At 68.8% G+C, this 23,163-nt stretch carries 25 protein-coding genes; 2 read left to right on the forward strand and 23 right to left on the reverse strand.

The genetic code is table 11. The features are described 5' to 3' along the window. Positions 1 to 540, reverse strand: a 540-nt coding sequence (locus ABZ725_RS12475; RefSeq protein WP_358802614.1) for a Scr1 family TA system antitoxin-like transcriptional regulator, incomplete at its 3' end; no start/stop codon positions are given. Between the two features lie 247 nt (positions 541 to 787). On the opposite strand from ABZ725_RS12475, the gene ABZ725_RS12480 reads away from it, so the two are divergent. Continuing rightward, positions 788 to 1,225, forward strand: a complete 438-nt coding sequence (locus ABZ725_RS12480) for an ATP-binding protein (RefSeq protein WP_358802615.1) — start codon at positions 788 to 790, stop codon at positions 1,223 to 1,225. 772 nt (positions 1,226 to 1,997) lie between these two features. On the opposite strand, the gene ABZ725_RS12485 is transcribed toward ABZ725_RS12480, so the two are convergent. The 19 genes from ABZ725_RS12485 to ABZ725_RS12575 all read right to left on the reverse strand — a co-directional run bounded on the left by ABZ725_RS12485 (position 1,998) and on the right by ABZ725_RS12575 (position 19,147). Further along, positions 1,998 to 2,255: a hypothetical protein gene (locus ABZ725_RS12485; RefSeq protein ID WP_358802616.1), complete on the reverse strand. Its 258-nt coding sequence runs from the start codon at positions 2,253 to 2,255 to the stop codon at positions 1,998 to 2,000. Then, the gene (locus ABZ725_RS12490; RefSeq protein WP_358802617.1) at positions 2,252 to 2,515 is read right to left on the reverse strand and encodes a hypothetical protein; all 264 of its coding nucleotides are present in this window, start codon (positions 2,513 to 2,515) and stop codon (positions 2,252 to 2,254) included. Before ABZ725_RS12490 ends, ABZ725_RS12485 begins: the two co-directional genes overlap by 4 nt. A 71-nt stretch (positions 2,516 to 2,586) precedes the next feature. Next, positions 2,587 to 3,513: an N-acetylmuramoyl-L-alanine amidase gene (locus ABZ725_RS12495; RefSeq protein WP_358802618.1), complete on the reverse strand. Its 927-nt coding sequence runs from the start codon at positions 3,511 to 3,513 to the stop codon at positions 2,587 to 2,589. A 66-nt stretch (positions 3,514 to 3,579) separates the two neighbouring features. Next, entirely contained in the window at positions 3,580 to 5,031 is a 1,452-nt protein-coding gene (locus ABZ725_RS12500; protein WP_358802619.1) for a hypothetical protein, read from the reverse strand. Between the two features lies 1 nt (position 5,032). After that, the gene (locus tag ABZ725_RS12505) at positions 5,033 to 5,845 is read right to left on the reverse strand and encodes a hypothetical protein (protein ID WP_358802620.1); all 813 of its coding nucleotides are present in this window, start codon (positions 5,843 to 5,845) and stop codon (positions 5,033 to 5,035) included. A gap of 2 nt (positions 5,846 to 5,847) precedes the next feature. Then, the gene (locus ABZ725_RS12510) at positions 5,848 to 6,942 is read right to left on the reverse strand and encodes a hypothetical protein (protein ID WP_358802769.1); all 1,095 of its coding nucleotides are present in this window, start codon (positions 6,940 to 6,942) and stop codon (positions 5,848 to 5,850) included. Further along, on the reverse strand, positions 6,942 to 7,988 hold the full coding sequence (locus ABZ725_RS12515) for a hypothetical protein (protein ID WP_358802621.1): 1,047 nt from the start codon (positions 7,986 to 7,988) through the stop codon (positions 6,942 to 6,944). The genes ABZ725_RS12510 and ABZ725_RS12515 overlap by 1 nt, the downstream gene beginning before the upstream one ends. A gap of 13 nt (positions 7,989 to 8,001) precedes the next feature. Next, entirely contained in the window at positions 8,002 to 8,883 is an 882-nt protein-coding gene (locus ABZ725_RS12520) for a hypothetical protein (RefSeq protein ID WP_358802622.1), read from the reverse strand. 2 nt (positions 8,884 to 8,885) lie between these two features. Then, positions 8,886 to 11,303, reverse strand: coding sequence for a phage tail tape measure protein (locus ABZ725_RS12525; protein WP_358802623.1), 2,418 nt, complete (start codon positions 11,301 to 11,303; stop codon positions 8,886 to 8,888). Between the two features lie 230 nt (positions 11,304 to 11,533). Then, positions 11,534 to 11,995, reverse strand: coding sequence for a hypothetical protein (locus ABZ725_RS12530; protein ID WP_358802624.1), 462 nt, complete (start codon positions 11,993 to 11,995; stop codon positions 11,534 to 11,536). After that, positions 11,992 to 12,507 carry a hypothetical protein gene (locus ABZ725_RS12535; RefSeq protein ID WP_358802625.1) on the reverse strand — a complete coding sequence of 172 codons (516 nt, stop codon included), beginning with the start codon at positions 12,505 to 12,507 and terminating at the stop codon, positions 11,992 to 11,994. Before ABZ725_RS12535 ends, ABZ725_RS12530 begins: the two co-directional genes overlap by 4 nt. A 12-nt stretch (positions 12,508 to 12,519) precedes the next feature. Continuing rightward, entirely contained in the window at positions 12,520 to 12,942 is a 423-nt protein-coding gene (locus tag ABZ725_RS12540; protein ID WP_358802626.1) for a minor capsid protein, read from the reverse strand. After that, positions 12,935 to 13,294 (reverse strand): hypothetical protein, encoded by a 360-nt coding sequence (locus tag ABZ725_RS12545; RefSeq protein WP_358802627.1) that lies wholly within the window; start codon positions 13,292 to 13,294, stop codon positions 12,935 to 12,937. The genes ABZ725_RS12540 and ABZ725_RS12545 overlap by 8 nt, the downstream gene beginning before the upstream one ends. A 618-nt stretch (positions 13,295 to 13,912) precedes the next feature. Continuing rightward, positions 13,913 to 14,236: a hypothetical protein gene (locus ABZ725_RS12550; RefSeq protein ID WP_358802628.1), complete on the reverse strand. Its 324-nt coding sequence runs from the start codon at positions 14,234 to 14,236 to the stop codon at positions 13,913 to 13,915. After that, positions 14,230 to 14,628, reverse strand: a complete 399-nt coding sequence (locus ABZ725_RS12555) for a hypothetical protein (protein ID WP_358802629.1) — start codon at positions 14,626 to 14,628, stop codon at positions 14,230 to 14,232. Before ABZ725_RS12555 ends, ABZ725_RS12550 begins: the two co-directional genes overlap by 7 nt. A 148-nt stretch (positions 14,629 to 14,776) precedes the next feature. Next, positions 14,777 to 15,631, reverse strand: coding sequence for a N4-gp56 family major capsid protein (locus tag ABZ725_RS12560; RefSeq protein ID WP_358802630.1), 855 nt, complete (start codon positions 15,629 to 15,631; stop codon positions 14,777 to 14,779). A 12-nt stretch (positions 15,632 to 15,643) separates the two neighbouring features. Then, positions 15,644 to 16,315 carry a hypothetical protein gene (locus ABZ725_RS12565; RefSeq protein WP_358802631.1) on the reverse strand — a complete coding sequence of 224 codons (672 nt, stop codon included), beginning with the start codon at positions 16,313 to 16,315 and terminating at the stop codon, positions 15,644 to 15,646. Between the two features lie 427 nt (positions 16,316 to 16,742). Beyond that, a complete protein-coding gene (locus tag ABZ725_RS12570; protein ID WP_358802632.1) occupies positions 16,743 to 16,907 on the reverse strand; it encodes an Rmf/CrpP fold protein in 165 nt (54 codons plus the stop codon). Positions 16,908 to 16,921: 14 nt separating this feature from the next. Continuing rightward, a complete protein-coding gene (locus tag ABZ725_RS12575; RefSeq protein WP_358802633.1) occupies positions 16,922 to 19,147 on the reverse strand; it encodes a phage minor capsid protein in 2,226 nt (741 codons plus the stop codon). 521 nt (positions 19,148 to 19,668) lie between these two features. Between ABZ725_RS12575 and ABZ725_RS12580 the strand changes: the two genes are divergently transcribed. Continuing rightward, positions 19,669 to 20,679, forward strand: coding sequence for a hypothetical protein (locus tag ABZ725_RS12580; RefSeq protein ID WP_358802634.1), 1,011 nt, complete (start codon positions 19,669 to 19,671; stop codon positions 20,677 to 20,679). Between the two features lie 74 nt (positions 20,680 to 20,753). On the opposite strand, the gene ABZ725_RS12585 is transcribed toward ABZ725_RS12580, so the two are convergent. The 3 genes from ABZ725_RS12585 to ABZ725_RS12595 all read right to left on the reverse strand — a co-directional run bounded on the left by ABZ725_RS12585 (position 20,754) and on the right by ABZ725_RS12595 (position 23,126). Beyond that, positions 20,754 to 20,924: a hypothetical protein gene (locus ABZ725_RS12585; protein WP_358802635.1), complete on the reverse strand. Its 171-nt coding sequence runs from the start codon at positions 20,922 to 20,924 to the stop codon at positions 20,754 to 20,756. A gap of 290 nt (positions 20,925 to 21,214) precedes the next feature. Beyond that, complete coding sequence (locus ABZ725_RS12590; protein ID WP_358802636.1) at positions 21,215 to 22,696, reverse strand: phage portal protein; 1,482 nt, start codon at positions 22,694 to 22,696, stop codon at positions 21,215 to 21,217. Continuing rightward, positions 22,683 to 23,126, reverse strand: coding sequence for an HNH endonuclease signature motif containing protein (locus tag ABZ725_RS12595; RefSeq protein WP_358802637.1), 444 nt, complete (start codon positions 23,124 to 23,126; stop codon positions 22,683 to 22,685). The genes ABZ725_RS12590 and ABZ725_RS12595 overlap by 14 nt, the downstream gene beginning before the upstream one ends. Positions 23,127 to 23,163 lie beyond the last annotated feature (37 nt).

The raw sequence follows: 23,163 nt of genomic DNA on the forward strand, positions 1-23,163 counted from the left end.
GGGCCCGCCGAACGACATGCGCAGGGCGGCCTCATGGATCAAGAACGTGCAAGCGGGTGCGCTTGGCCGGTCGAGCACATCGCGACGCTTCAGGCGGCGACGTAGGTCTATGTCACTCAAAGGCGGTACGGCCTCGGTGAAGACTGCGCGCGCATAGTCCTCGGTCTGGAGCAGGCCAGGCATGTGCATGATCTGCACGGCGCGTAGTGCGGTGGCGTGGTGCTCAAGCTCGGAAAGGTCAAGGGCGCCTGCGGAGAGTTCTCCGCGGTAGTCCTCCCACCACCCTTTACCGCGCTCCTCGGCCATGGCTGCCAGGGCCTCGACGTACTTGGCGTCGGGGCAGCCGTAGTGAGCGGCCCACGTGCGGACGCGCTCACCGCTCACGCCGAAGCGGCCCGACTCGGTGTTGCTGATGCTGGTCCGGTCCGTGCCCAACTGGGCTGCGGCATCGGCGAGCGTGAGACCGGCGTGCTCCCGGATCTTTCGCAGTTCAACACCCAATCGGCGCTGCCGTGCGGTCGGCGCCTTCCTTGGTGGCATCGGCTCCCCTCCTGTCGGCTCTCAGTGTGGCCCGTGTCCCAACAAGGGTCCACCTTGTTCTACCGTTTAGCCGTTTGGGTACAACATGTGAGACGCATCCGCTACCGTCTTCAGCAGCACCGCGCAGCACGCCGGTAAATCCGCAGTGCAGTCGCTGACGCGCGCCGACATAGGCGCGTCATCCCCGGGGGCGGACGGGCCACGGTGGCGAGCAGCGCGAGCTACAACCGCGTTGGGAGACGATGGAATGAGAACCGCGTTAGCACCTCCTGCACCACCATCCACACTGTCGTACCGCCTTTCGGCGGCGAACACGACGACCGCGCCGGCGGTGCTTCGCGATCTGGTCGTGACTCTGTGTCGCTCGACTGATCACGGGGCACTCGCAGAGGCTGCGCAGCTCTGCACGAGCGAAATTGTTACGAACGTCTACCGCCACACCACCGCACGTGTCGTTCACGTCGACGTGATCGTCGGGGAGCGTTATGTGTCCGTGTGGGTGCACGACGATCTGCCGAAGGAACTGCCCGCTCCTCCTGAAGTGACCGAGCGCGAGGGAGGGCTCGGCCTCTACGTCGTCGATCAACTCGCCGATCACTGGGGGGCCTCGCTCTATGGCGGGTTGATCCCTACGTCAAAGGCCGTGTGGTTCCGCCTGGACGAGGGAGGCAGAGGGGCCCTGTGATCCGACCCGAGAACATAAGTGTGTCTGTCATCGGGGGGTCTCGACCCGACGCCGACGTGTGGCTCTACTTCGACGCGGAGCTGCTCGTCGAGATCAAACCCGACCTCGCGCGGACGCTGGTTGTCGACCTTGCCGAGCACGTCGGGATGGTCGCTGGTGTCCGCCCCACCCGTTCAAGTCGTGGCCCCTGGCGCGGTTTTTGTGTCGCAGCCCGTGATTCCTGGCGCCGATTCCGTGGCACGGAGGTGCCCAAATGACCGGAACAGAACTCGACCGCACGCTAATTGGCGTGGTCTGCCTGTGCGTCAGTCTCGGAGTGCTCTCGCTCGTCGCGGTCTATTGCTCGATGCCGAGTCCGCGCCGAGCAGTCGCCCCCGCACCGACCGATCGACCGGGCTACACCTACACCTGCTACTGCTACCGCGACGTGCTGCGAGTCAAGATCCTGGCGGACGAAACCCCTCGCAGGCGGCACGCCCGGACCCATTCGAAACCCGCACGCAGCCGCAGCCGCCCTATGTCGTCTCCCAACGCGGGGGCGGTTGGCGGAAGGGGGGACCAAGCTCCCGTGTCCGTGGCCGCATAGGTCCACGTCCACGGTGACCCCCAGAGAGGGCCCTCGACGCCTACGGCGCGAGGGCCTTCTCGTCTATCCCGCAACGACGAAAACGCCCCCGTTCACCGGCACGGAGCCGGTGAACGGGGGCGTGATGCTGTGCTGATCAGCTCAGGATGTGGAACAGGTGTCGTACAGGGGCAAGTGCTGTCCTCTCTATCGGAGTTGGGCGAGCACGGCGAGCATGAGGCCAGCAACGCCGACCAGGGCGCCGATGCTCGGCAGGGGCCACCGACGGTTGTCGAGCTCGTCGACGCGGGTTTCGAGTTCGTCGAGGCGCCCCTCGGTCTGGTCGGATCGCTGGACGAGCAGGGCGAGCGCACCGTCGATCCGGGCGAACCCGACCTCGACCGTTCCGCGCAGCCGCTCAAGGGCGACGGCCGCGGAGTCGTGCGGCGGCTCGGGTGTGGTCACACGCTGCCCCCGTTCTTCCGGTCGAGCGCGAGCAACTCGTCGTCGCTGTTCGGCGCGGCGCGCAGCCATGCCGGCAGCAGGTTCTCGACGACCGGGAGTGACATCACGCGCGTGATGCCGCCGGCGACGGCGAGCGCGACGCCGACGCCGGCCGCGGTCTGCGGGATGCCGGCGGCGTTGATGATGAGGGGCAGGCCGGCCGCGAGGGCGAGCACGGTCTGCACGACGGTCCGGATGGTGCGCCGGTTGGTGTCGGTCATGGGGAGTGCCTCTCTTTGAAGTGGGGGAACGGCAGGGCCCGCCCTCGCGGTGAGGGCGGGCCGGGGGATGCCTACTTGCCGTAGGCGAGGCGGTGCAGGTACGCCCACCCCTTCGGGCCGATGGCGGGGTCGTACGTCTTGCCCGCGGCGCGGTAGGTCGGGTGGGCGTTGTGGAAGCGCGCGACGGCGGCCTGCGTCTGGGGGCCGTAATTGTCGGCCTCGGTGACGCTCTTGGACATGAACCCGGCGGTCTTGAGCGCCTTCTGAAGCGGCCGGGCCGAGGGCTTCGACTGGCCCGGGGCGAGGCCGGCCGGGAACTTCGGCGGGGTGTACGACGGCTTGCTCGGGGTCGAGGGGGTGCTCGGCTTGCCGTGGGCGTCCTCGTCGAGCAGCTCGGCGACGCGGGCGCGGATCTTGGCCATGGTGAGGGCGGGGCCGCCCTTCTTTCCGATCGGGCCGCGGGGATCGACCTTGCCCGGCTGCCACTCAAGGTGACCGATCACGGACTCGGCGCCCCACCCGTGGGCGCGGCAGATGCCGGCCGCGGTGCGGGCGATGGCCTCGACCTGTACCTCGGGCCACGGGTCGACGTTGTCGCCGAGGTTGATGCACTCGAACCCGTAGAAGCGCGCGTTCCCGTCGGTGTTCGCCTCGTTGTCCGTGGGCACGGAGCGCTCGGCGATGACCGCGGCGAGCACGTCGTCGTCGCCGAGGCCGGCGTGATTCGCGCGGCCGTAGCCGACCAGGTGCACCGTGCCGTCCTTGGCGATGACGCCGTGGCACAGCGGGCCGGGCAGGGCGGCGTATCCGTCGCGGCAGATGGCGACACTGTTCGCGGTGCCCGATGTGACGGTGTGGTGGATCATCACGCCGTGCACGGGGCCCCATGCGCCGTGTCCGGCGCGGTTGTGGGTGGTCCAGTTGCCCACCTCGACGACGGTCACGCCGGCGCCCGTGATGGCGTCGCGGAACTTGGTTGCGGACAGGGGGGAGGACATACGGATTGTCTCCAGACATGAGAAAACGCCCGGCGCGGATGCGCGGGGCGTACGGAGGTGAGGGGGTCAGGCGACGCGTTCGAGCTTCAGGTATGAGCCGGCGAGCAGGACCGTTGCGGCGGTGTTGGACGCGTTCTGCGCCCACCGCACGACGAGGTTTCCGGCCGTCGCGCCGACGACCAACGCGCCTTGGAACGTGGTTCCGGTGGTCACGCTGAACGTCAGGTCGGTGCCGAGGTCGGCCGCGCCGGCTCCGTCGTTGTCGGTCCACACCATCGAGGCGCCGCTCGGTGCCGACCAGTCGGCGCGGAATCCGCCGCCGCCGTTGGTCCACACGAGAACGGCCTCGACGATGTACGTCGCGTTGGCGACGACCGGCAGCAGCAGGTGCGCGTCGTTGGCCACCGTGGCGGTACTGGTGCGGGAAGTGTCGGCCGCCTTGACGACGACCTGCGTCTGTCCCACGCCCTGAATGACCACGTTGCCGCTGAACGTCTTGGTACCGGCGATGGTCTGATTCGTGGTGAGCAGTACGGCCGTGCCGGTGGCGACGGCGCCCACGTCGGCCGCGGTGTGGGTGTGAGCGGCCGTGGCGGCGCCGACGTCGGCCGCGGCGAGGATGACGGCGCCGGTCTTGCTGTTCACCGAAGTAACCGGCGCTGCGGCACCGATGGTGATCACTGTTCCGTCGGTCTGCCGCACCTTGAGCACGCCGCCCTCGGCGTACAGGATCGCGCCGCCGGTCGGGTTGGTGGTGGGGACGGTGGGGGCGTTGGCGATGCCCAGCACGCCCACGCCGCCGCCCACGTCCGCGCTGGTGGCGCCGAACTGCACGGAGTTGGCGAGGTAGGCGATAGCCGAGGCGACGAGGTTTCCACTCGGTCCGATCCGGGTGCGCACGGTGCCGGCGGAGTCTTGCCACTCGGCGATGTTGGCCGTTCCGTCGCCCCGGACGATGACTCGGCCGGTGAAGGTGCCGCCCGTAGCCGGTACGGCGCCCACGTCGCCGGCGGTGAGGACAACCGCGGCAACGGACTTGCCGTTGACGGACTGCACGACGCCGGGGGCGCCGGTCGGGCCGGCCGCTCCTGGGGCACCCGTGCCCCCGGTGTCCCCCTTGGGGCCCTGCGGTCCGGCGGGTCCGGCGGGGCCGGGTACGCCGACGTAGTTCGGTTTGCTCGGATCGGTCGGGGCGATGTCGGCGAGGTCGACCTCGGGCTGCGCGCGCGGTAGCAGGACGTTGTACGAGCGTCCGGCGGGGATGCCGACGAGCTGCTCGGCAACGATGTACGTCCACCCCGACGGGTCCATGTCGGGTGCGTCGGTGGCGGGCAGTGTGACCTCGAACGCGCCTTGCGCGTTGAGCGGTACCGTGACCGGTCCGCCGAGGATGACGTCGGACTGCGGGAACGTGAGCTGTGCCGGGGCCCGGAAAACGATCGAGCCGGACAGCGGGCGGCCGTCCGGCGAGAGGAAGCGACCGCGCACGGTCACGGTGGGGATGCCCTCGGGCAGCACATCACACCCCCTCGGCAGACACGGCGGGGGCGGCGGTCGAGGCGTTCGCGGTGGCCGTGACCGGCACGTCGGGCGCCTCGTCCTCGGTGAAGGTGTTTCGGGTGTACGCGGAGTACAGGCGCGTTTCGCAGTTCTGGTTAGCGGACTTGGCGCGGTGGTCGATTCGCAGCGTGAAGTACGACAGGAATTGCAGACCGTCGAGCGGGTGCTCGATGGTGCGGCCGGTCCAGGTGCCGGCGGCGCAGTCCCATTCGTCGAGCACGGTCTCGACGCCGTCGTGTGTGAGGACGACGCGCGCTTGCCCGCCGCCCGTGTTCGCGTAGGTCGACGTGCGCACGTACAGAACGGCGTTATGGGCCGGAGTGGTCCCGACCCATGCCGAGTCGTACGCCGTGCCGGTGTACGACTGCCGTTCGGTGGGATGGAGTTGAACCGGTATCCACGGCCGGCCGAGGAACTCGTCGGAGTAGTAGTCATCCATCACGATGACGTTCCGGTTCCGGTCCCATACGCGGACCATCTGTCGCGGGGCGTCGTCGTCCGGGTAGCTGTTGGCGCCGATGGCGAACGCAACGTCGCCGGTGTCGCGGCGCATCGCGGTGAAGTAGTCGCCGACGGTGGGTGACTGTCCCGTCTCGAACACGGCCGTTCCGTCGGGGTCGCGGACGAACAGGCGCCCGCCCTCGCCGATCACGACGTCGCCGGCTAGAACTTGGTTGAGGGCGGGCCGCATTTGCGCCCGCCCGCGCAGTTGTCGCACCTCGCGTTCGAGGGCGGCGAGCCGGTCGAGCACGTCTTGCGGGACGTACGGCACGGTCAGGGAACCTCCAGATACAGGCGGGCCGTCTCGGGGCGGCCTCGCTCGGGCGGGGTGATGGACAGGCCGACGACGCGGTATCGGGCGTCGAGGGTGTCGGGGTGCCACAGGTCGCGGATGCGGAGCCGGACCGTGGCGCCGAGCAGGGCGGGCGTGATGGTCCCGTCGAGCAGTACCTCGACCTCGGGTATCTGCACGGGGCTGCGGGCGGCGGCCTGGTCGGCGCGGGCGTGCGCGTCGAGGGTGGCCTGTACCTCAACGGTCGTGTAGTCGCTCGATCCGTCGAGGCGCGGCCAGCCGGCGGCGATATCGGCGTCGTCGACCAGCACGGGCGAGGTGAGCGGGTAACTGTCCTGCGCCTGGTTGCTGTTGACGCTGGCGCCGCGGGACTGCCACGCGTTCGCCTTGGCCGTGGCGTCGACGGGCCATGTGTAAGACAGGACCGGTCCGGGGTGGTCGAGCACGATCTCGGCGGCGCCTGCCCGGATGACCGGGTGGCCGAGTTGAAGCTGCTTGACTCGGCGGCCGTCGGCGTCGCGGTAGCTCGCGATGCGCCACTCGAACCCGTCCTCGACGGCGGCGAGGTCGTCGAGCAGGTCGCCGACGGTGGGGAGGTCGTAGCGCAGGTATGTACGGTCGCGCAGCACGCCGGACACGGCGGTGTCGTAGGTGATCGAGAGATTCCCGCCGGGGGTGTTCTGCACGTAGTCGACCAGGCCGCGGGCAATGTCGAGTTGGTCGACCTGCTCGGCGACTTGGGTGTCGAACAGCAGCCTGCGGTACAGGTAGCTTTCCCATCCGCCGACCTGAATCTGCGCGCCGAGGAACCCGCGGGAGTCCGAGGCGAGGGCGAGCGTCCACAGGATGCCGCCCCACCAGATCTCGCGCCCCCGCTCGACCCACACGGCCGTTCGGCCGGGCACGATCGCCCGGCGGGCCCGCTCGGCAAGAGCACGGTTGGGAATCGGCACGGTGCCGGTCAACCGGCCGGTCTTGCCGATGTAGTCGTCGAGGGCGACGCCCTGTACGGGCAGCGCGTCGAGCAGTTGGTCGGAGCGCAGGTCACAGAACAGCAGCCGGTACGGCGGCGCGATCACTGTACGAACTCGACGGTCAGCTGTCCGTCGGTCACGAACACGTCTGTGCCGGCGTTGCTGCTGATGTTCCACCCGGGAATGAGCGTGACCTGTCCGCCGGGGGTGAGGCCGTCGCGGTAGACGCGTCGCGTGCCGATCACACGGCCTGCCTGTGCTGACAGGCCGTTCAGCACCCCGTGCGCCTCGGTGTACGCGCCGGTTGCCCGCCACGTCATCCACGCGGTTGAGGCCGCGGTCGAGCGGTTGCTCACCTGTCCGCCGACCGTGACGAACACGGCGCCCGACGGGGGCACGGTGAAGGTGATACGCGGCCACGCGGCGGCGGTGAAGTCGACGAACGCGCCGCTCTGGTTCACCGGCGCGGCCGTGACCTGCTTCGTGCTGATGGGTCGGGCCGGCGTCGGCGGGTACGCCTGCCACGCGCCGGCCGCGGCGTTCCAGCGCTCCAGTCCGGTGCCGTTGTCGCGGTACTGGCCGTCGTACGTGCCGGTGAAGGCGAGGCCGTACCCGCGCGGGATGATCCCGCCGTATGCGGAGGTGAAGCGGCGGCGGTCGCCGAGGGCGGATGCCCAGGGGATACCGCCCGTGCCTGCCGAGGCGCCCGGGGGCACGGTCACGTCCCACAGGCGCAGACAGGCCGAGGGCATGCTCGGCGCGGTCGGGGTCGCCGATCCCGTGCCGCGGATGATCTCGACCGTGGCGAGGTTCTGGCCGGCCTGGTCGAATAGTTGGTCGTACACTCTCACGGCGACACTGTCGATGCGGGCGAACTGTGCCTCGCCGTCGGTGAACGTGAGGACCGCGGGCGCGTCGACCGATACCGGGTAGGCGCCCTGTGCGTCGGTGCCCTGGACCAGGGCGCGGCCGACGCCGATCTGTAGGGACATGGCGCCGGCGCTGGTCGCGGCGAACGGCGCCCCGCCGGCGATCACGCCGTCGCGGGTGCGCATCTCCGACTCGGGGGCGTAGGTGCCTACGGGGGTGAGGCGGGTGTCTTCTCTTGTCTGCCCGTTGGGCAGCAGCCATGCCGAACGCACGGACACAGGCGGGGGCTCCTTACCAGTAGGCCGAGCGGTAGCGCACGGTCGCCGACGCCGTCGGGTCGTTGCTGCCGGGCGCGGCGCGGAAGATCAGGGATGCGGTGCCGGGGGCGAGCGTGAACGTCTGCTCGGGCACTGAGCGGCTCGTCGCGGTGTAGATCCGGCTCGCGGTGCTGTTGAGGACGACCGTCCCGGCGCGGGTGTCGACGGTGAGCACGTCGCCGGCGGCGAGCGGGATGTCGTACTCGACCGCGTCGCCCGTCGCGAGGTTGGTCAACGCGGGCCGGATCACGGGGCCCCGGAATTCGATCACGGGGTGTGCCTCGGCGTCGCCGACGTTCGTCGTCGACAGCGTGCCGGTGCTGCCGGGGTTGCCGAACGGGAGCGGCCACGACAACGGCCACGACAGACCGGCCTCGGACATGGGCAGGGTCGCCGACACGGTGCGCTCGGCGAGTTCGTACCGGCGCGGGTCGGTCGCCTGAAACTCGATCGCCCCTCCGGTGATGGTCCCGAGGCGGTACCCGAGGCCGGCGGGGATCGCCCGGCGGGTGGCGCGCGCGTACGCGAGCAGGGGCCCGCGCTCGTCGAGCCACACGACGAGCGGCCGTTCGTCCTCGACCGGGACTGTGCCAGCGTTGAGGGTGGCAACCACCGCGCCGATCGTGGCGCGGGGCGCCCGGACGAGCAGCCCGTCGAGGGTGATCGTCCGGGCCTGTGCGAGCAGCCGGCCGGGGAACGCGCCGTGCCCGTCGGACCGTGTGACGGTCCCGGAGTCGAGGGCGGGAAGTTCCTCCCAACCTCCGATGGAACGCCACCCGTAGGGGGTGCCGGGGCCGAGCAGCAGCTCGCCGTACTGCACGTGCCCCGGTCGGGTCACCTGGTCACCCGCGGCCATGGTCACCCCCTTGCCTTGGCCAGCCACGCGAGCGCTTTCGCGTTGTCGTCGGGGGTGCCTTGCTCGGCGGCGTGCCAGTGCTCGACGTGCACCGTCGGGCCCGTCGAGGTCGCGGCGAACGGGGAGCCGTACGTTCCTGCGCCCGCGTAGGAGGGGGTGAGCGTGGGTACAGCGGGTGCGGCAACCAGGTTCCGCATGGTCCGCTCTACTGCTCCGGCTCCACCCTGAATTCCCTTGACCAGGCCGGCGGGAATCCAGCGGCCGACGTCACGCGCCATGACGCGCGAGGGGCTTGAGATTCCGAGTGCTTTTGCGATGGGTCCCGGAATCATGTTCTTGGCGAAAGAGATCAGCTGACTCTTGAGCCAAGATCCCATGCTCTTGACGCCGTTATACAAACCTCGGATCAGGTCGCGACCCTTGTCGGTGAGCATCGATCCGAAATTGCCGAAGTATCCGGCGATCGTGCGAGGCAGTCCGCGTACATAGGCGAGCATCTCGCCCGCCTTTGTCTTCGTTCCATCCTTGATGGACTGCCAATGCTTGATGACCAGTCCGACCAAAGTGAAATTAAGAAAGAAGCTGACGAGCTTCTGCGGCAGGCTCTTTACGAACTCGACCGTGGCATTCCAGACGCGTACGGTCCCGTCCTTGATGGACTGCCAATGCTTGATGATGAGACCGACCAAAGTGAAGTTGAGGAAAAGCTCGACGAGCTTTTCGCCAACCCACTTGATCTTTTCCCAAACCCAATTCCAGGCGTCGAGTGTGGCCTGCTTGATGGTGTCCCAATTGGCGATGATCAGCGCGACGAGACCAACCACAACGGCGATCACAACGCCTGCCACGCCCATGGCGATCAGCCATGCCGCGCGCATTCGAGCGGCCTGTATGAGCGACTGAGTGCCCATGAGCACCCATCCGGCGACTACGCGCAGCGCGGTCCCGGACGCGGTCGCACCCTGCGCGATCCAGCCGGCGACGATCGTCGCGTTCACGGCGACGAACCGTGCCGCGGCGGTGACGCCGGCCGCGGTCTGCGTCGCCCAACTCGTGACCGTCGCTGTAGCGGTGGTGTACGCCTGCGCTGCCAACGCGACCAGCGCAGGCAGCATGACCAGCGTGACAACACCCGCGGCGACGCCAAAGGCCGTGCTGTTGTCGGCGACGAATCCGGCGGCCGAGAGGAACGCGGCTCCGAAGTCGTCGAGGTAGTCGGCCCCCGCGGTCAGGGCAGGGATCACGTACGTCCCGAGGACGTTGACGAAACCCTGTTGCAGGGAGCGCGTGAACGCCGTGACCTCGGTCGAGGCGTTGTCGCGCATTGTGTCGCCGGCCTTTTTGGCGGCGCCGTCGACCTTGCCCAGCGCGTCAACGGCCGAGGACGGGTCGAGCGCGAAAAGGGCGCCGGCGAGGTCCTCGGCCTGCGTGCCCAGCAATTGAACAGCCAGACGCGAGCGCTCGGTCGGGTCCTTTACCGCCCGTAGGCGGTCCATGATCTGATCGAGTGCAGCATTCGCGGCCGGTCCACCCTTGGTGAACGCGGCGGCCATCTGGTCGGCGTTCAGCCCAAGGGACTTGAGTCCCTCGGCGGCCGAGCCGTCCTTGACCCTGATATTCAGTTCTTTGAACGCGTCGGCGACGATATCGGCGTCGCGCGCGCCCGCGTTGAGCCCCTGCTGAATGAGGCCCATCGCTTGCTTCCCGTTGACCCCCAGGTCACGGAATTGCGTTCCGTATTCGCCGAAGACGTCGAGCAGGTCCTCGGCCTTGTTCGCGCCGTTCTGTGTTCCCTTGACGAGAATGTCGAACGCTTCCTCGGCGTTCGCGGCCATTCCCGTTTTGAGCATCTGGCCGACCGCGGCCGAGGTAGGGCCGACTTCCTCGCCCATGATCTGTGCGACCTGAGAGAGGCGCCCGCCTACCTTTTCGAGCTCTTTCTGCGTGGCGTCCGCGGGTACGAGCCCCTGCTGCCAAAGGCTCTTGAGTGCCTCGTTCGCGTCGGCGACCGAGTCTGTGTACCCCTGGCTGTAGAGGTTGCCCGCGGCCTTGCCGAGCCGCTTCGCCTGCTCGGGGCTCGCGCCGAGCTGCGCAGCAAGAAGGCTGTTGTCCTTCTGCTGCTGCATGGCCTCGCCGATACCGGCGACGACCGCGGCGCCCACCCCTGCGCCGACCGCGGCCCACCCGAACGAGGTGAGCGTGTCGCGCAGCCGGCTGCCGGCCTCCTGCGCTCCGTCCTCGGCTCCGTCGGCGACGCCGTCGCCGAGCTGCTGCCCGGCGGCCTCGCCGGTGCGGGCGGCCTCTTTGGCGATCTCCTCCGCGGCGGCGACGACGTTCGCCTGCATCCGGGCGAGGCCGGACTCGGCGGGGGCGTCGTCGACATCGATCGTGGCGAGCAGCTCGGCGACGGTGAGCGCCACAGGCGATCACCCCCCGTCGGTGCTCTAACCGGCAGGCAGACCGGTGATAGCGGCGATCTCGGCGGGGTCGGTGACCTCGCGGGGAGTGCGCGACCATGCGCGCGTGAACCGTGCCTCGGCCGACAGGCCGGCGACGAGGGCGAGGAACCGTCGGGTCGACAGGGCGGCGAGCTGCTCGGCGGTGAGGTGGTACTCGCGGGAGAGGTCAGCCTCAAGGGCGTTCCAGTGGGTCAGGACCGCGCGCCAGAACGCGCCGGCGTCTTGCCCTTCCTCTTCTTCGTGCTCGCCCGTCGCTCCGCCCGGTTGGCCGGGGCTTTTCCCGCCTTGCCGGCCTCGCCCTGGTCGTAGAGCTCGGCCGCGCGCTGCATGGACACGGCGCCGGGCTTACGGATGTTGGCGGCGGACCAGATCAGCACGACGCCGAGCTGCCGGTCGGTCATGCCGTGCTCGGCCCAGTCGTCGAGGGTGCCCTCGCCGAACAGGGTCGCGAGCATCCGGCGGACGTCCTCGGGGTCCGAGCTGTGCTGTACGCGCTCCATTTGGAGGGTGAACAGCAGCGGCAAGGAGTCGGGCAGCACGTGCTCGTGCCCGTACAGGGTGAGAGCGGCGCGCGGCCGGTCGGGGACCTGCTCGGCGAAGAACGCGTCAAAGTCGGCGGTCTCGACGAGCGGTTGCTCGGGGGCCTCGCTCACGCGTCACCCCCGGACTTGCTCGCCGCGGTGGTGAGCGTGGTTCCGCCTGAGATCGGGGCCGCGGTGGGCGCCCCGCACCGTGTGATCGTCGCCGACCACGAGGTCTTGTCGTTGGTTTCGCCGCCCTGCTCGCCGGGGGTCACTGTGGAATCCCAAACGACCCATGTCGTCTGCGACTTGTGGCGCCACCGCACGGCGTTGCGCGACTCGATGCCGAGCCGGTACGCCCATACCTTGTCGACGTACGCCTGCCCGGGGTCCTGCTTGCCGGTGGTTTTGTCGATGCGGTACTGCCCCTCGACTGCGAGAGTGGCGCCCCGCTGCATGACGTCCTGTTCGTAATACCCGTCGCTGTCGAACGCGACGGTCTCGGCCGTCTCTTCGTTCTCGCCGGGGTTGTGCGTGAACGAGGTCAGGCCGGCAATCGGCAGCCACGTCTCGTTCGTCGCGGTGGCGTCGAGGACCTCGAACAGCCACCCGCGGGCATCAATCGGCCTGCTGGTCGCGGCCATGGGTGATCCCTCCTATTCGGGTCGGTGAGGGGTGGGGTTGGCCACGTCGAGCCGGAAGTTCACCGTGTGCTCGTGCCGGCCCGAGGCATCCGTGCCGAGGGGCGCGGGGGTCTGCTGCGCGACTGCGAGCACCAGCCATGTGCCGTCCGGCAGTTCGAGGCCGGCGAGTCCGTGCAGGGCGCCGTACAGGGCCTCGGCGCGGCGGCGCGAAACCCGCGGGTCGGCGGTGCCGCGCACGCGAACCTGTAGCGAGCGGACGTCGTAGCCGTTGCGCGCGTCCTGCTCGCCGGAGCCGTACAGCCACAGCCCGACCGCCTCGGCCGGCTCGGGCGGCAGGGTTTCGATGAACGTGTCGCCGGCCGTGCCGGTGGGGTCGTAGGCGAGCAGGTCGAGCGCGTCGAGGTAGCGGGCGATGCCGTCGAGTAGGTCAGCCACGCAGCGCCCGCCGGACCTGCGCGGCGATCAATTCGCCGATGACTGCGGCCTCGCGGTTGGCCGGGTCCTCAAGGAACTTTGCTTTCCGGCCGGGGGAGTGCCGGGCGGTGAGGTCCTCGTGCACGCGCGCGGCGTACGGGGTGTCGTAGGTGACGCCGGCGACGAGGTCCTGCTCGTCGACGGTGGTCGCGCCGGAGCGTTCGAGGGTGCCCTCGGCGATCGGTACCTCTTTGCGGGACTCGGCGAGCAGGTGCTCGGCGCCGAGCAGCAGTCCGCGCACCGCGCCGGCTCGGGCGCGGCCGAGGACCTGGTCGCCGTTCCAACGGATGCGGGCACGGGGGCGGCGGCTCATTCGCAACTCACCTCCGAATACGTCCTGTTATTCCATGTGAGAACGGCGAGCCCTGTAGCATCTGAGGCGCCTGCCTCTTTCTCGCATCCATACGTCCGACCGTTACCTTCGGTCGGATTCCCCGCAGCGCGGGGTGTCCAATGGAGAAAGGAGCAGGCACATGGAAGGCGAACAGGGAGAGAAGCCAGAAGATCTACCGCTCTGGGTGCGCTCAGCGGTTGCGATCTTGGGGGCGCTCGTCCCGCTCGCAACGTGTGCGGTGCTGCTGCTGCGCTAGATCGCAGCAGGTCAGGGCGGGGAGCGGCTGAAGGACCTTGAGATAGGTCCGGCTGGTTGACACTCAGCCGGACCCACCCAACCCCGCACACGTGCCGGGTCCCCGGTACCAGCCGGGGCCCCGGCACTTCGCGTGTGTGGGCTTCAGTTGCAGGTCAACTTGTAGTTGAACTGCGACTCGTGTACCCACACCATAGCAACCGACTGCAAGTCTTAAGAGTCATTCGGGGTTGTTCAAGCATCTTCAGTTCATCGCTTGCGAAGCGGTAATGACCATCCGCGTTCCTCTATACGGGACTACTTGATAAGTCACTAGTCGGCGTTGAGTAGTGCGCTGAGTAGTTACTCGCAACTGACTTCCATACAGGCTGGAACGGGAAGACCGGGGGCGGTGTGGCGGGCGACAGTGATCGCGGTCGTAGTGCGGCCGTCGGGCAGCGTGACGCGCGAGCCGGGCGGACAGACGAGCTCGGGGGCGGCGATGAACGTCGCCGCGGCGGTGACCTTGCGCCCGTCTGGGGCGCGCACCATGCGCGGGGAGGTGTCCACCAGGGCGGGGACGTCCTCGGCCGCGGGCCCGTACTGCGGTCCGTACGCGGAGTCGGCGAGGTAGGGCTCGATGCGGATGCGGTGGCGCAGCAGGACCGCGGGAACGCGGCTCACCATGGCATCACGCATCCGGGGGTGAGGCCGGCGCGGCGCAGGGCGCGGTCGGCGCGCGGGGCGAGCTCGACGCCGCCCGTCGTCGAGGTGCGCGAGCTGCGGCCGGACAGGGAGACGGGGCCGATCGAGACCGAGTCCCACTGTCCGGCCGCGCCGGTCCCGTCGTCGCCGGCGGCGAGTTGGTACTCGACCTGTGCACAGGTGGCGTCGGCGAGCGCGGTCCGTATCTGCGGGTCGAGCGGGTCGCCGTCGTCGTCCACGGGATAGACCGCGGTGAGCAGGGCCGAGTCGATGTCCTCGCCGGCCCGCGCGAGCAGCCGCTCGGCGTCCGCGGGGGCCGGCTGGCCGGTCCATGCGGTGAGCTGTTCGGGGGTGGCGTAGGGCTGGCGAGCCACGATCACCCCGTCGGCTTGGTGCGGGCAGCAGAACGGGCCGTCGGCTTCTTCGCCGGCGGCCCGTTCGTCTGCTCGTCTTCCGTTGTCTGCTCGTCCTCGTCCTCGTCGGGGGAATCGTTCCCTCTCGGGTGGTAGCGGCGGAGCAACATCACGCCGCCCCCCGGGTCTTGAGAACGACGATCCCCTCGTCGTCGAGCCGGTGCGTCGCGTAGTGCACGTTCGTGGTGACCACGGTCGTGCGGGCGAGAATGTCGCGGTCGGTCTCGACGAGCGGCCGGCGCTTGTAGAGCAGCCCGAGGGAGCCTCGGCGCACCATCAGCGCGTTGTACGTGGCCGGGTTGGTGCCGTCGGCCGCGGTGGTGGTGACGCGGTCGGACACGAAGATGTTGACGCCGCCAATCTGGCCGATCACGCCGCGCGGGATCACGGCGCCCGTGCCGAACTTGTCGGCGCTGATGAAGTTCGGGTCCTTGTAGATGCTCGCCCGCTGGAGCGAGTGAATGATGATGCCGGCCATGTTCTCCGGCTCCCACTCGTCCCCGAACTTGGCGATGCCGTCCACCATCACATCCCACGACAGGGGGTCGGTCGCGGCGTTGACCATGATGACGCCGGCGGCCTCGGCCGCGGCTGTCAGGTCCTTGTCGATCTTCCGGGCGATCAGCACGCCGAGCTGTCGCTGCGTCTCAGCGAACGGGTCGCCGAACGCGACAAGGCGAGCCTTGTCGGTGATCTCGACCGCCTTACCGGCCTCCTTGATCGTGGCCGTGTTGCCCGGGTCGGTACCGAGCTGCTCGGGGGTCATCGGGGTTCCCTCGGTGAGGTCCTCGGCCTCCGTGAGTCCCTTCCACTTGGGGAAGTTCACGGAGTCACCGGGCTTGCCTTCGAGGGTGGAGTCGTTCAGCGCCATCGAGCCGATGACCAACTTGCCCTTGAACTTGTTTTGCACCATGTCGGCCCAGACGTCCGGGACGATCATCTGTGCCGCGGTCGTCTTCGCCATGCGGCAGCCTCCTTACTCGCTCGCGGCAGAAAGCTGCCGGTACAGGTCGGGGTCGGACTGGTGGAGCTCGACGCGGTCGGCGTAGCTCATGCGCGCGAACTGCTCGGGCGTGACCGTCTGCGGGGCGCCCGGGGTGAAGTCGGCGCCCCCTATGGGCGGTCCGGCCGGCAGGGTGCCGCCGGCGCGCAGCAGCGGGTTTGCCTCGACCGCGGCGGCGATCACGGCGTCGAGCTTCTCGCCGAACTTCGTGTCGGCCGGGTCGAGGGATTCGAGTTGAGCGGCCACCGAGCGGGAGTCGAGCAGCCGTGCCGGATCGGCGCCGCTCTTGTGCGCGGCCTGGTGGGCGGCGAGCTCGACGCGCAGCCGGCGAGCCTCGGCGAGCGCGGTGTCGCGCTCGCTGGTGGCCTGCTCGGCGAGCTTGGCCGGGTCCTGCTCGCCGGCCGCGCCACTCGGGTCGAGCACCTTGCGCAGAGCGCCGAGCAGGTCGTCGCGCTCGGTCTTGGCCTGCTGTGCTGCCTGCTCGGCCGCGGTCGCGCGCTGCTCGGCCGCCGGGTCGACTGCGGGCGGGGCCGGCGGCGGAGCGGCCGGCGGCGCCGGGGGCGTGGGGGCCGGCGGGGTGGTGCCCGGAGCCGGCGGGGCGCCCGTGCCCGGGTCGGTGCCGGTGGTCGGGGTGGGTGCGGTCATGCGTGATCGGCCCTCCGGGGCGGTGTGTGGGCACCATGAAGGGGCCCGCCAACTAGCGGGCCCCTTCATGGACATCTGGAGTACACGTGCCTCAGCAGTCGCTAGACTGCGGCTTGTCGTTGGTTGAGGCTAGGGGTGAGAAGTCACAGTCCGATTCTGTGGGCTCTCCTACTTCTGCTCGCCTTGGTCGCCGTCTCAATTCAGTTCGTTCTACTGGTCCTAGACAGCAATGCAAAGCCAGGTATCTGATATGAGTTCGGAAAGACGAGGTGGTTTTATGAGTAGAAAACGTCTCTGGGTTATCGCAGTACTTAAGGTGACCTTGGCAAGCGTGGTAGGTGTAGTGAGTGGTCTCCTCCTCACCTGAGCCAACGAACGAAAGCCCTGCTCTTCAAGAGCAGGGCTTTCGCGCTTTTCGACGGGTGCCTCAGTCTTGTTCCTCTGGGAGAGGACGAGCGCCGGCGTATCCGCGTATCCATGCTGAACGCAGCAAGTCGCCGGCGGGGAACGGGCACGAGGTCACGGGGTCGCCGTTGCGGCCGGCCTCGGCGCCGGCGTTGATGGTGCGGACGAGGTCCCCTCGACTGCCCACTGCTGCCCCCTTGTTCAGAGTCGGTTCTGCTGATCGTCGCGGTTCATGCGGGCGGTCTCAGCGGCGGCGTTTCGCACGCCCGTGATCTGCTCTGTGTACTCAGTAAGCGTAAGGCGCGGGTGATCCTGCCACCACCTAATCAGGTCCTCGGATGCGCGTGCGTAGGCGATGTGCGCGGGACCGGAAAACAGGGTGATCGGGTCGACGCCGGCGGCCTGCCCTTTACGGCTGAGGAGATAGCCGTTCGTGGCGTCCTCGGCCGCGAGCAACTGCGAGTAGACGTGCTCTCGGTACATCTCGCGTATCTGCTCGCGCGTGTAGGCGGTGCGCTGCTGCTCGGCTTGGTACTCCCGCTCGGCGATCCATCGCTCAGTAGCGGTCATGCCGGCGTACGGGTCCTCGTCCAGCGCGAGCGCTCCCCAGTCGTCGGGACTCTCGGCCGGGGCGAGTGCCTCGTCGATCGCTGCGCGGTCGGCGAGCTGCCCCTCGACGGTGTGCGCGCCGGCGGCCTCGGGCAACGGCGGCGGCGGGTACCGGCGGTCGAACTCGTCGGCGATCCGCTCGGCGTCCTCGGGACGTGCGTACCGGATCGCCCACCCGAGGACGTCGTCGCCGAGCTGCGAGAGGTCCTCGGCGAGCCGGCCGTCGGGGAACACCTCGGCGAGCAGCCGGCGCCGGTTGGCCTCGGCGGCGATCTCGGCTCGCTCGGTGTCGTCGACGTGCCGGGCCCGTTCGGCGAGCTCGCGCTCGGACAGCCCGATCAGATCGCGGCGCGCGGCGGGCAGGGCGGCGTCGACGTCGCGTCGGTCGAGCTCGGCCATGACGCGCAGCAGCTCGTCGTCGCCCAAATGCGCGAACACGGCGGCGAGTTCGTCGTCGCTGAACTGCGTCAGCGGCTCGGCGAGCCGGCCGGCGGGGCGCAGCCGGGCGAGCAGCTCGGCCTCGTCGCGCCGGTCGGACTCGGCGCGGATGCGGTCGAGGTCGCGCTGATCGAGCACCCCGGGTCGGATCGCGGCGCCGAGCTGCTCGTCGCCCATCTCCGGCAGGGTGCGCGCGTCGCCCGCGCGGACGCGCGCGGCCTCGATCGCGTCCTGCGACGGGCGCGGCGCGGTCGAGGGGAAATTTCCGGCGCCGGGCTGCTCGCGCTCGCGCCGGCGGATGAGTTCGGGGTGGGCGGCGAGGTGACCGCGCATCCGGCCCTGCCACGCGCGCACGCGTGCCTCGGCTGCGCGCTTCGCCTCGGGGGTGGTCGCCGCGGCGGCGCGGTTCTTCCACTTGCGAATGCCGCGCTCGATGGCGCGCTGCTTCTGCGTCGCCTCGTACCCGTCGCGGTCCTCGGACGCGTCCTCGGGAGCGCGGGTCACGCCGGCGAGGTAGGCGGCGACGGAGTGCCGACAGTTGGGATGCTGAAAGCCTCGGGCCCGAGCGGCATTGAGCGAGCCGGCGACGTGCACGCGCACGGTGCGGCCGTCGTCGAGGGCGTGCTCGGCGTCGACCTGGTGCGGCCCGTCGGGGCCGTCGATCGACAGCACCTTGCCCTCGTACGGACGGCAAACGGGGCACTCATGCGGGGCGTTCGAAACGATGACGAGGTCGAGGCCGGCGGCGCGCAGTCGGTCGGTGTGACCCTCGACCGCGGCTCGACCGACCGAGGTGCGGGTCGCCATCTCGGCGTAAGAGGTCATCTGCCACGCGCGCCCGCCCTTGTCGACGAACGTGCGCAGTCCGCGGTCGGAGAACCGTTCCATGGCGCGCTGTGTGGCCTGTCGGCGAGAGTCGATGCCGAGGAGCGGCGTTGCCGATACTTCGGCGATCACCTGCCGGTACCCGTCCTCAACTCCCCGGAGAATCCCGCGGTGCGTCTCGGTGACGAGGTCGACCGTTTCCTGCGCGAGCCGATCCACAGCGCGCGTCGCCGGCGTCGTCTCAGCGATCCGACGCACCTCGTCGTCGCCCAGGGCGCCGAGCTCGGCGAGGCCGGCGCGCGCACCGACGTTGTACGCCTCGGCGACCACGTCCCACACCTCAAGGTCGACTGCGGTCGAGAGGGAGTCGACAACCTGCTGTGCCGAGCGTCGTAGCGGCTGGATGTCGGCGAGCTTGGCCACCGCCCACCCCGGAGCCTCGAACCCGTCGGCGAGTTGGCGCGCGGCGATCCCCAACAGCCGTGCCTCGGCGTCCGCGTACAGATCGCGCACGCCAGTGGAGAGATCTTCAACGAGACCAGGGTGAATCGGCATGAATGTCACCTTTGCTCTCTGTAGGGCTTCAGTGACATGGAGTGCATGATTCCGATACATCGTAGGAATAGCTTGGGCTATTCCTTTGATTGTTAGGCTCTAGCACCCTGTCTGGTGCACACTGGTCGACAGGCAAGAGGTGTTGCGCGCACATCCTCTGTGGCTATCTCGCGCCCGGAACGGGCCGGTCTTCAGGGAGCACGGTGCAGTGAAGAGCAATCGGGCGGAACGTCAATCAAGTCCCCCGCGGGCGGATCTAGTTGTTAGGGTCCCGCGCCCGTCAGCGCGATGGAGCACCATCACTGGTGGCGGCGTAGCCGCGGTCATTGCTAGTGGCCACGTCCAAGAGCCCATGACTGTATGGGCGTTGGTACTGCTTGGCATGACAGGTCAGTGCTGTGACGCCCTGGTTACTTGGGCCGCGCTGCGACACCACAGATAGCGGTCGATCCGCATGCGTCGGTGTGGGTGCAGGCAGTCGGGCGCCACGCTTTGTCAGTGGTCCTCGGTACGGTCGGGGTATGACCTCTGCGCAGATCAAGCCCGGCGACGTCTTCACCCGCGCGCAACTGAAAGCGAAGTTCGGCGGCGGCCCCCAGGGCGGCATCATCCCGTCCGCCACCACCGACAACGTCCTGATCTACTCGGATCACGACAGCGGTAAGGACTACGGCTATCAGGACGGTTGGCTTGCCGAGGAAGACGAGACGGGCCCGATCTTCGAGTACACCGGTCAGGGTGTCGAGGGCGACCAGACTCTGAAGGGCAACAACGGGTCCGTACTGAACCACGCCGACGACGGGCGTACGCTGCGCGTGTTCATCTGTGTCGGATACGTCAAGGGCAACAGCGGGCCCAAACTGCACCGCTACGTCGGCGAGTTCAAGGTCGACGAGGGCGAGCCGTTCGTGAGGCGGCGGGCCCTCGACCAGAACCACGACATGCGATGGGTCTACGTCTTCCGGCTGCGCCCGGTGGCCGAGACTAGCCAACTGCCCGAGGACTTCGTTTCCGCGGCGGTCGACGACGTCATCGAGACCATGCCGGCCGTCCCGATCGGTGATGACCCGTACTTCGAGCTCAAGCCGGCCGAGTCCACCAGTGGACAGGCCACCAAGCCGGAGAAGAACAGTAAGAAGAAGGTCACCCGCAAGGCGAGCGACGCCATCGAGGTCACGCGACGCGAGGCGGAACTGAGCGACCGATTCCTCGCCTTCCTCAAGGGGGAAGGTCACGCGGTCGACCGCTTCAAGATCCGCATCAAGGGACTGACGTCAACGTTCTGGACGGACCTCTACGACGCGACCGACAACGTGCTCTATGAGCTCAAGGGCAGCAGCAGCCGTAATGCCGTCCGCATGGCCATAGGGCAGCTTCAGGACTACCGCCGACACATCCCCCCGAAGGATGCGCAGCTCGTCGTACTGCTCCCCGAGCGTCCAGTCGACGACTTGGCCGAGCTCGTCGAGTCGGCCGGAATGACGCTCGTGTACGAGGACGACGACAAGTTCATTGGCTGGACCGCCGGTTAGCCGTTCACGGCGGTTGCTCGGCCTACGCGGGACGGGCAACCGCCGCGCCACAATGGTGGGGAGCTGACATGTGCTCAGCTCTCGGCATCGTCCGAGCTCTCGGCCTGCTCGCGCCGGAGGCAGCGCCGTACCTCTCGGAACGCGTTGATGAGGTCCGGGAGTTGACGCAATGTCGAGGCGGTGAGGGTGATCAAGAGTCCGAGAACCCCGAAGGCGGCGACGATCGCGCCGGTAGTGACGTCCATGGGTCAAAGCATGGATCTGGCCTCTGACCAGCGCAAACGGCCGCCGAAAAGTAATTCGTATCGAATTTTGGCAAGGGTATAGCAATGCAATTCCGGGCTAATGTGCGGCCTTATGGAACTGCTATGTGGCCTGACCTGCGCCGTCTCTGTACCTTGATACCTGAGCAAAATCTAATTAAGCAATATGTGAAGTGCTCGGCATTTCGAGAAACTCGTCGCGCTTTTGGCCGGAATCGATCGGTAGCGGCTGGAACCTCTATGTGCGGGGAGCGTCAGACGAGACCACCTGACTATGCGAGTGCACCTGACTGCATGGGGTCGGGCACGGTCTGCCCGGTCTCCACGAGGATGCGGTCGACCTCGGTCTGCACGGTGGTGTCGTCCCAATCGGGGTGCAGGATGCGCACCTTTGTGTCGACGCTCACGGCCTGAGCCTGCGCGAGCAGGGACAGGGTTTGCGCGACGCTGGTTGGGTCCTCGCTGACGGAGTCGCCGAACGCCACCGTCGGCCGCTCGACGACGAGTGAGGGGGTGAACAGCCGGCGGTCGAGCATGAGTGCCACGTGCAGGATGTCGGCGACCCCCGGAGCCCAATACCGGGCCTTCTTCTCGCGGGTGGTCATCGACTTGCGCTCGCGCGCCTTGACCTCGGTCGCGGTGACCGCGGTCGAGTCGTCCATGCCGAACGTCTGCGCGGAGTAGCCGGCGGATCGTACGGCCTGGCGCACGATCGAGTCGCCGGTTGCCTGGTGCTCAGCGACCCTGATCGCGAACTGCGACAGGGTGATGCCGGCGCCGTTCTCGGTAGGCGGGATGGACAAGGCGGCCCAGATTTCCCGGTCGTCGTCGAACGAGGCGCCGCGGCCGGGGCCGTGGTCGCGCAGGTAGGAGTCGGGGACGATCAGCCGCGCGCGGGCGAGTCGGATGTCGCGCATCCAGCTCGACCATGTCTCGTCGAGCGCGTCCATGAGGTCATGCAGCGGGGCGTCGTAGTCGCTGCGCCCGTACGGACTGCCCCGGTGGCGGCGGTTGGGCAGCATGTTCGGGACGTACGAGGCGGTGAGCGCGTCCACGCCTGTGGTGATGCTGTCGCCCTCGGTGTCGAGAGAGCCGACGAGGCCGACCGTGTCGGGGTGCTCGGTGAGCGGCACACGGGTGCCGATCCGGTCCTCGGTGCCCTCGTACAAGGCGTGCAGGATGCGGCCTCGCTCATGCCGTTCGAGGTGGCGCCATACGGTCGAGCGGTCGCTGCCGGGCAACTCTCGCCAGAACGTGACTGCTTGCAGCAGCCCGTACGAGAACTCGGGCACCGCCTTGTCGGGGTGAATGACCGTGAGCAGGGGGCGGGCGGCGAGTTCGGCGTTCCACGTGATGCGGAGGAACGATCCCCCCAGGGCGGCGCCGACTTCGGCCGCTTCGAGGAGGGTGTTCGCCAGTCCGCCGGCCTCGGCGAACGCGTCGAGGCGGTCCTGCGTCGTCGTGTTGTCGACGGTGAGCGCGAGCGGTTCGGCGAACAGTAGCTCGGCCGAGGTGCTCGCGATGTCGCCGGCGAGCGGGATATGCAGCCTGCCGTCGTCCTTACTGTGCTGGGGGTTGCGGTGGCGGGCCCACAGCCGGCGCCGGCCGTCGTGGCGGCGTTGCCGTTCGGACCGGTAGACGTCGGCGAGCCGCTTGCGGTCGCCCGAATACCACGCGTCGTTCACCCCGATCTCGCGGTACAGGCCGGCGAGTTGGGGCGGTGGCCACGGGGCGCCGTTGTCAGGCAGCGGCACAGTGCACCACCCCCTGTGTCCGGCGTTGCGAGCGGGCGCGTGCTGCTGCTCGGCACTTCCGGCACTTGCGGGTGCCGTTGCTGGCTATGTAGGTGTTGGCCTTGGTGAACCGGTGGCCGCGCAGGCAGCGGACTTGACGGGCCCGAGCGGCGGCAAGGGACACGCCGCGCAGCACGTTGGTTCGCTGCGTGACTGCTTCGAGGTGGTCGGGGTTGACGCATCCCCGGTTGCGGCACAGGTGGTCGATCACGAGTCCGTCGGGGATCGTCCCGAGTACGGTCTCGTACGCGACGCGGTGCGCGTACTGGCGTTCGCCGTTGACGGATATCCGCGCGTACCCGTTGGGCATCAGATAGCCGGTCCATTGCCAGCAACCGCCGGGCGCGTCGGTGACGCGGGCGAGGAAACGGTCGGTCCACTCGCGCGGCATGAGCACCCCCTCGGCATGGCGGGGCCCCGGGCACCGA

Origin of the sequence: Streptomyces sp. NPDC006872 (assembly GCF_040635845.1) — a bacterium.
GTDB lineage: Bacteria > Actinomycetota > Actinomycetes > Streptomycetales > Streptomycetaceae > Streptomyces.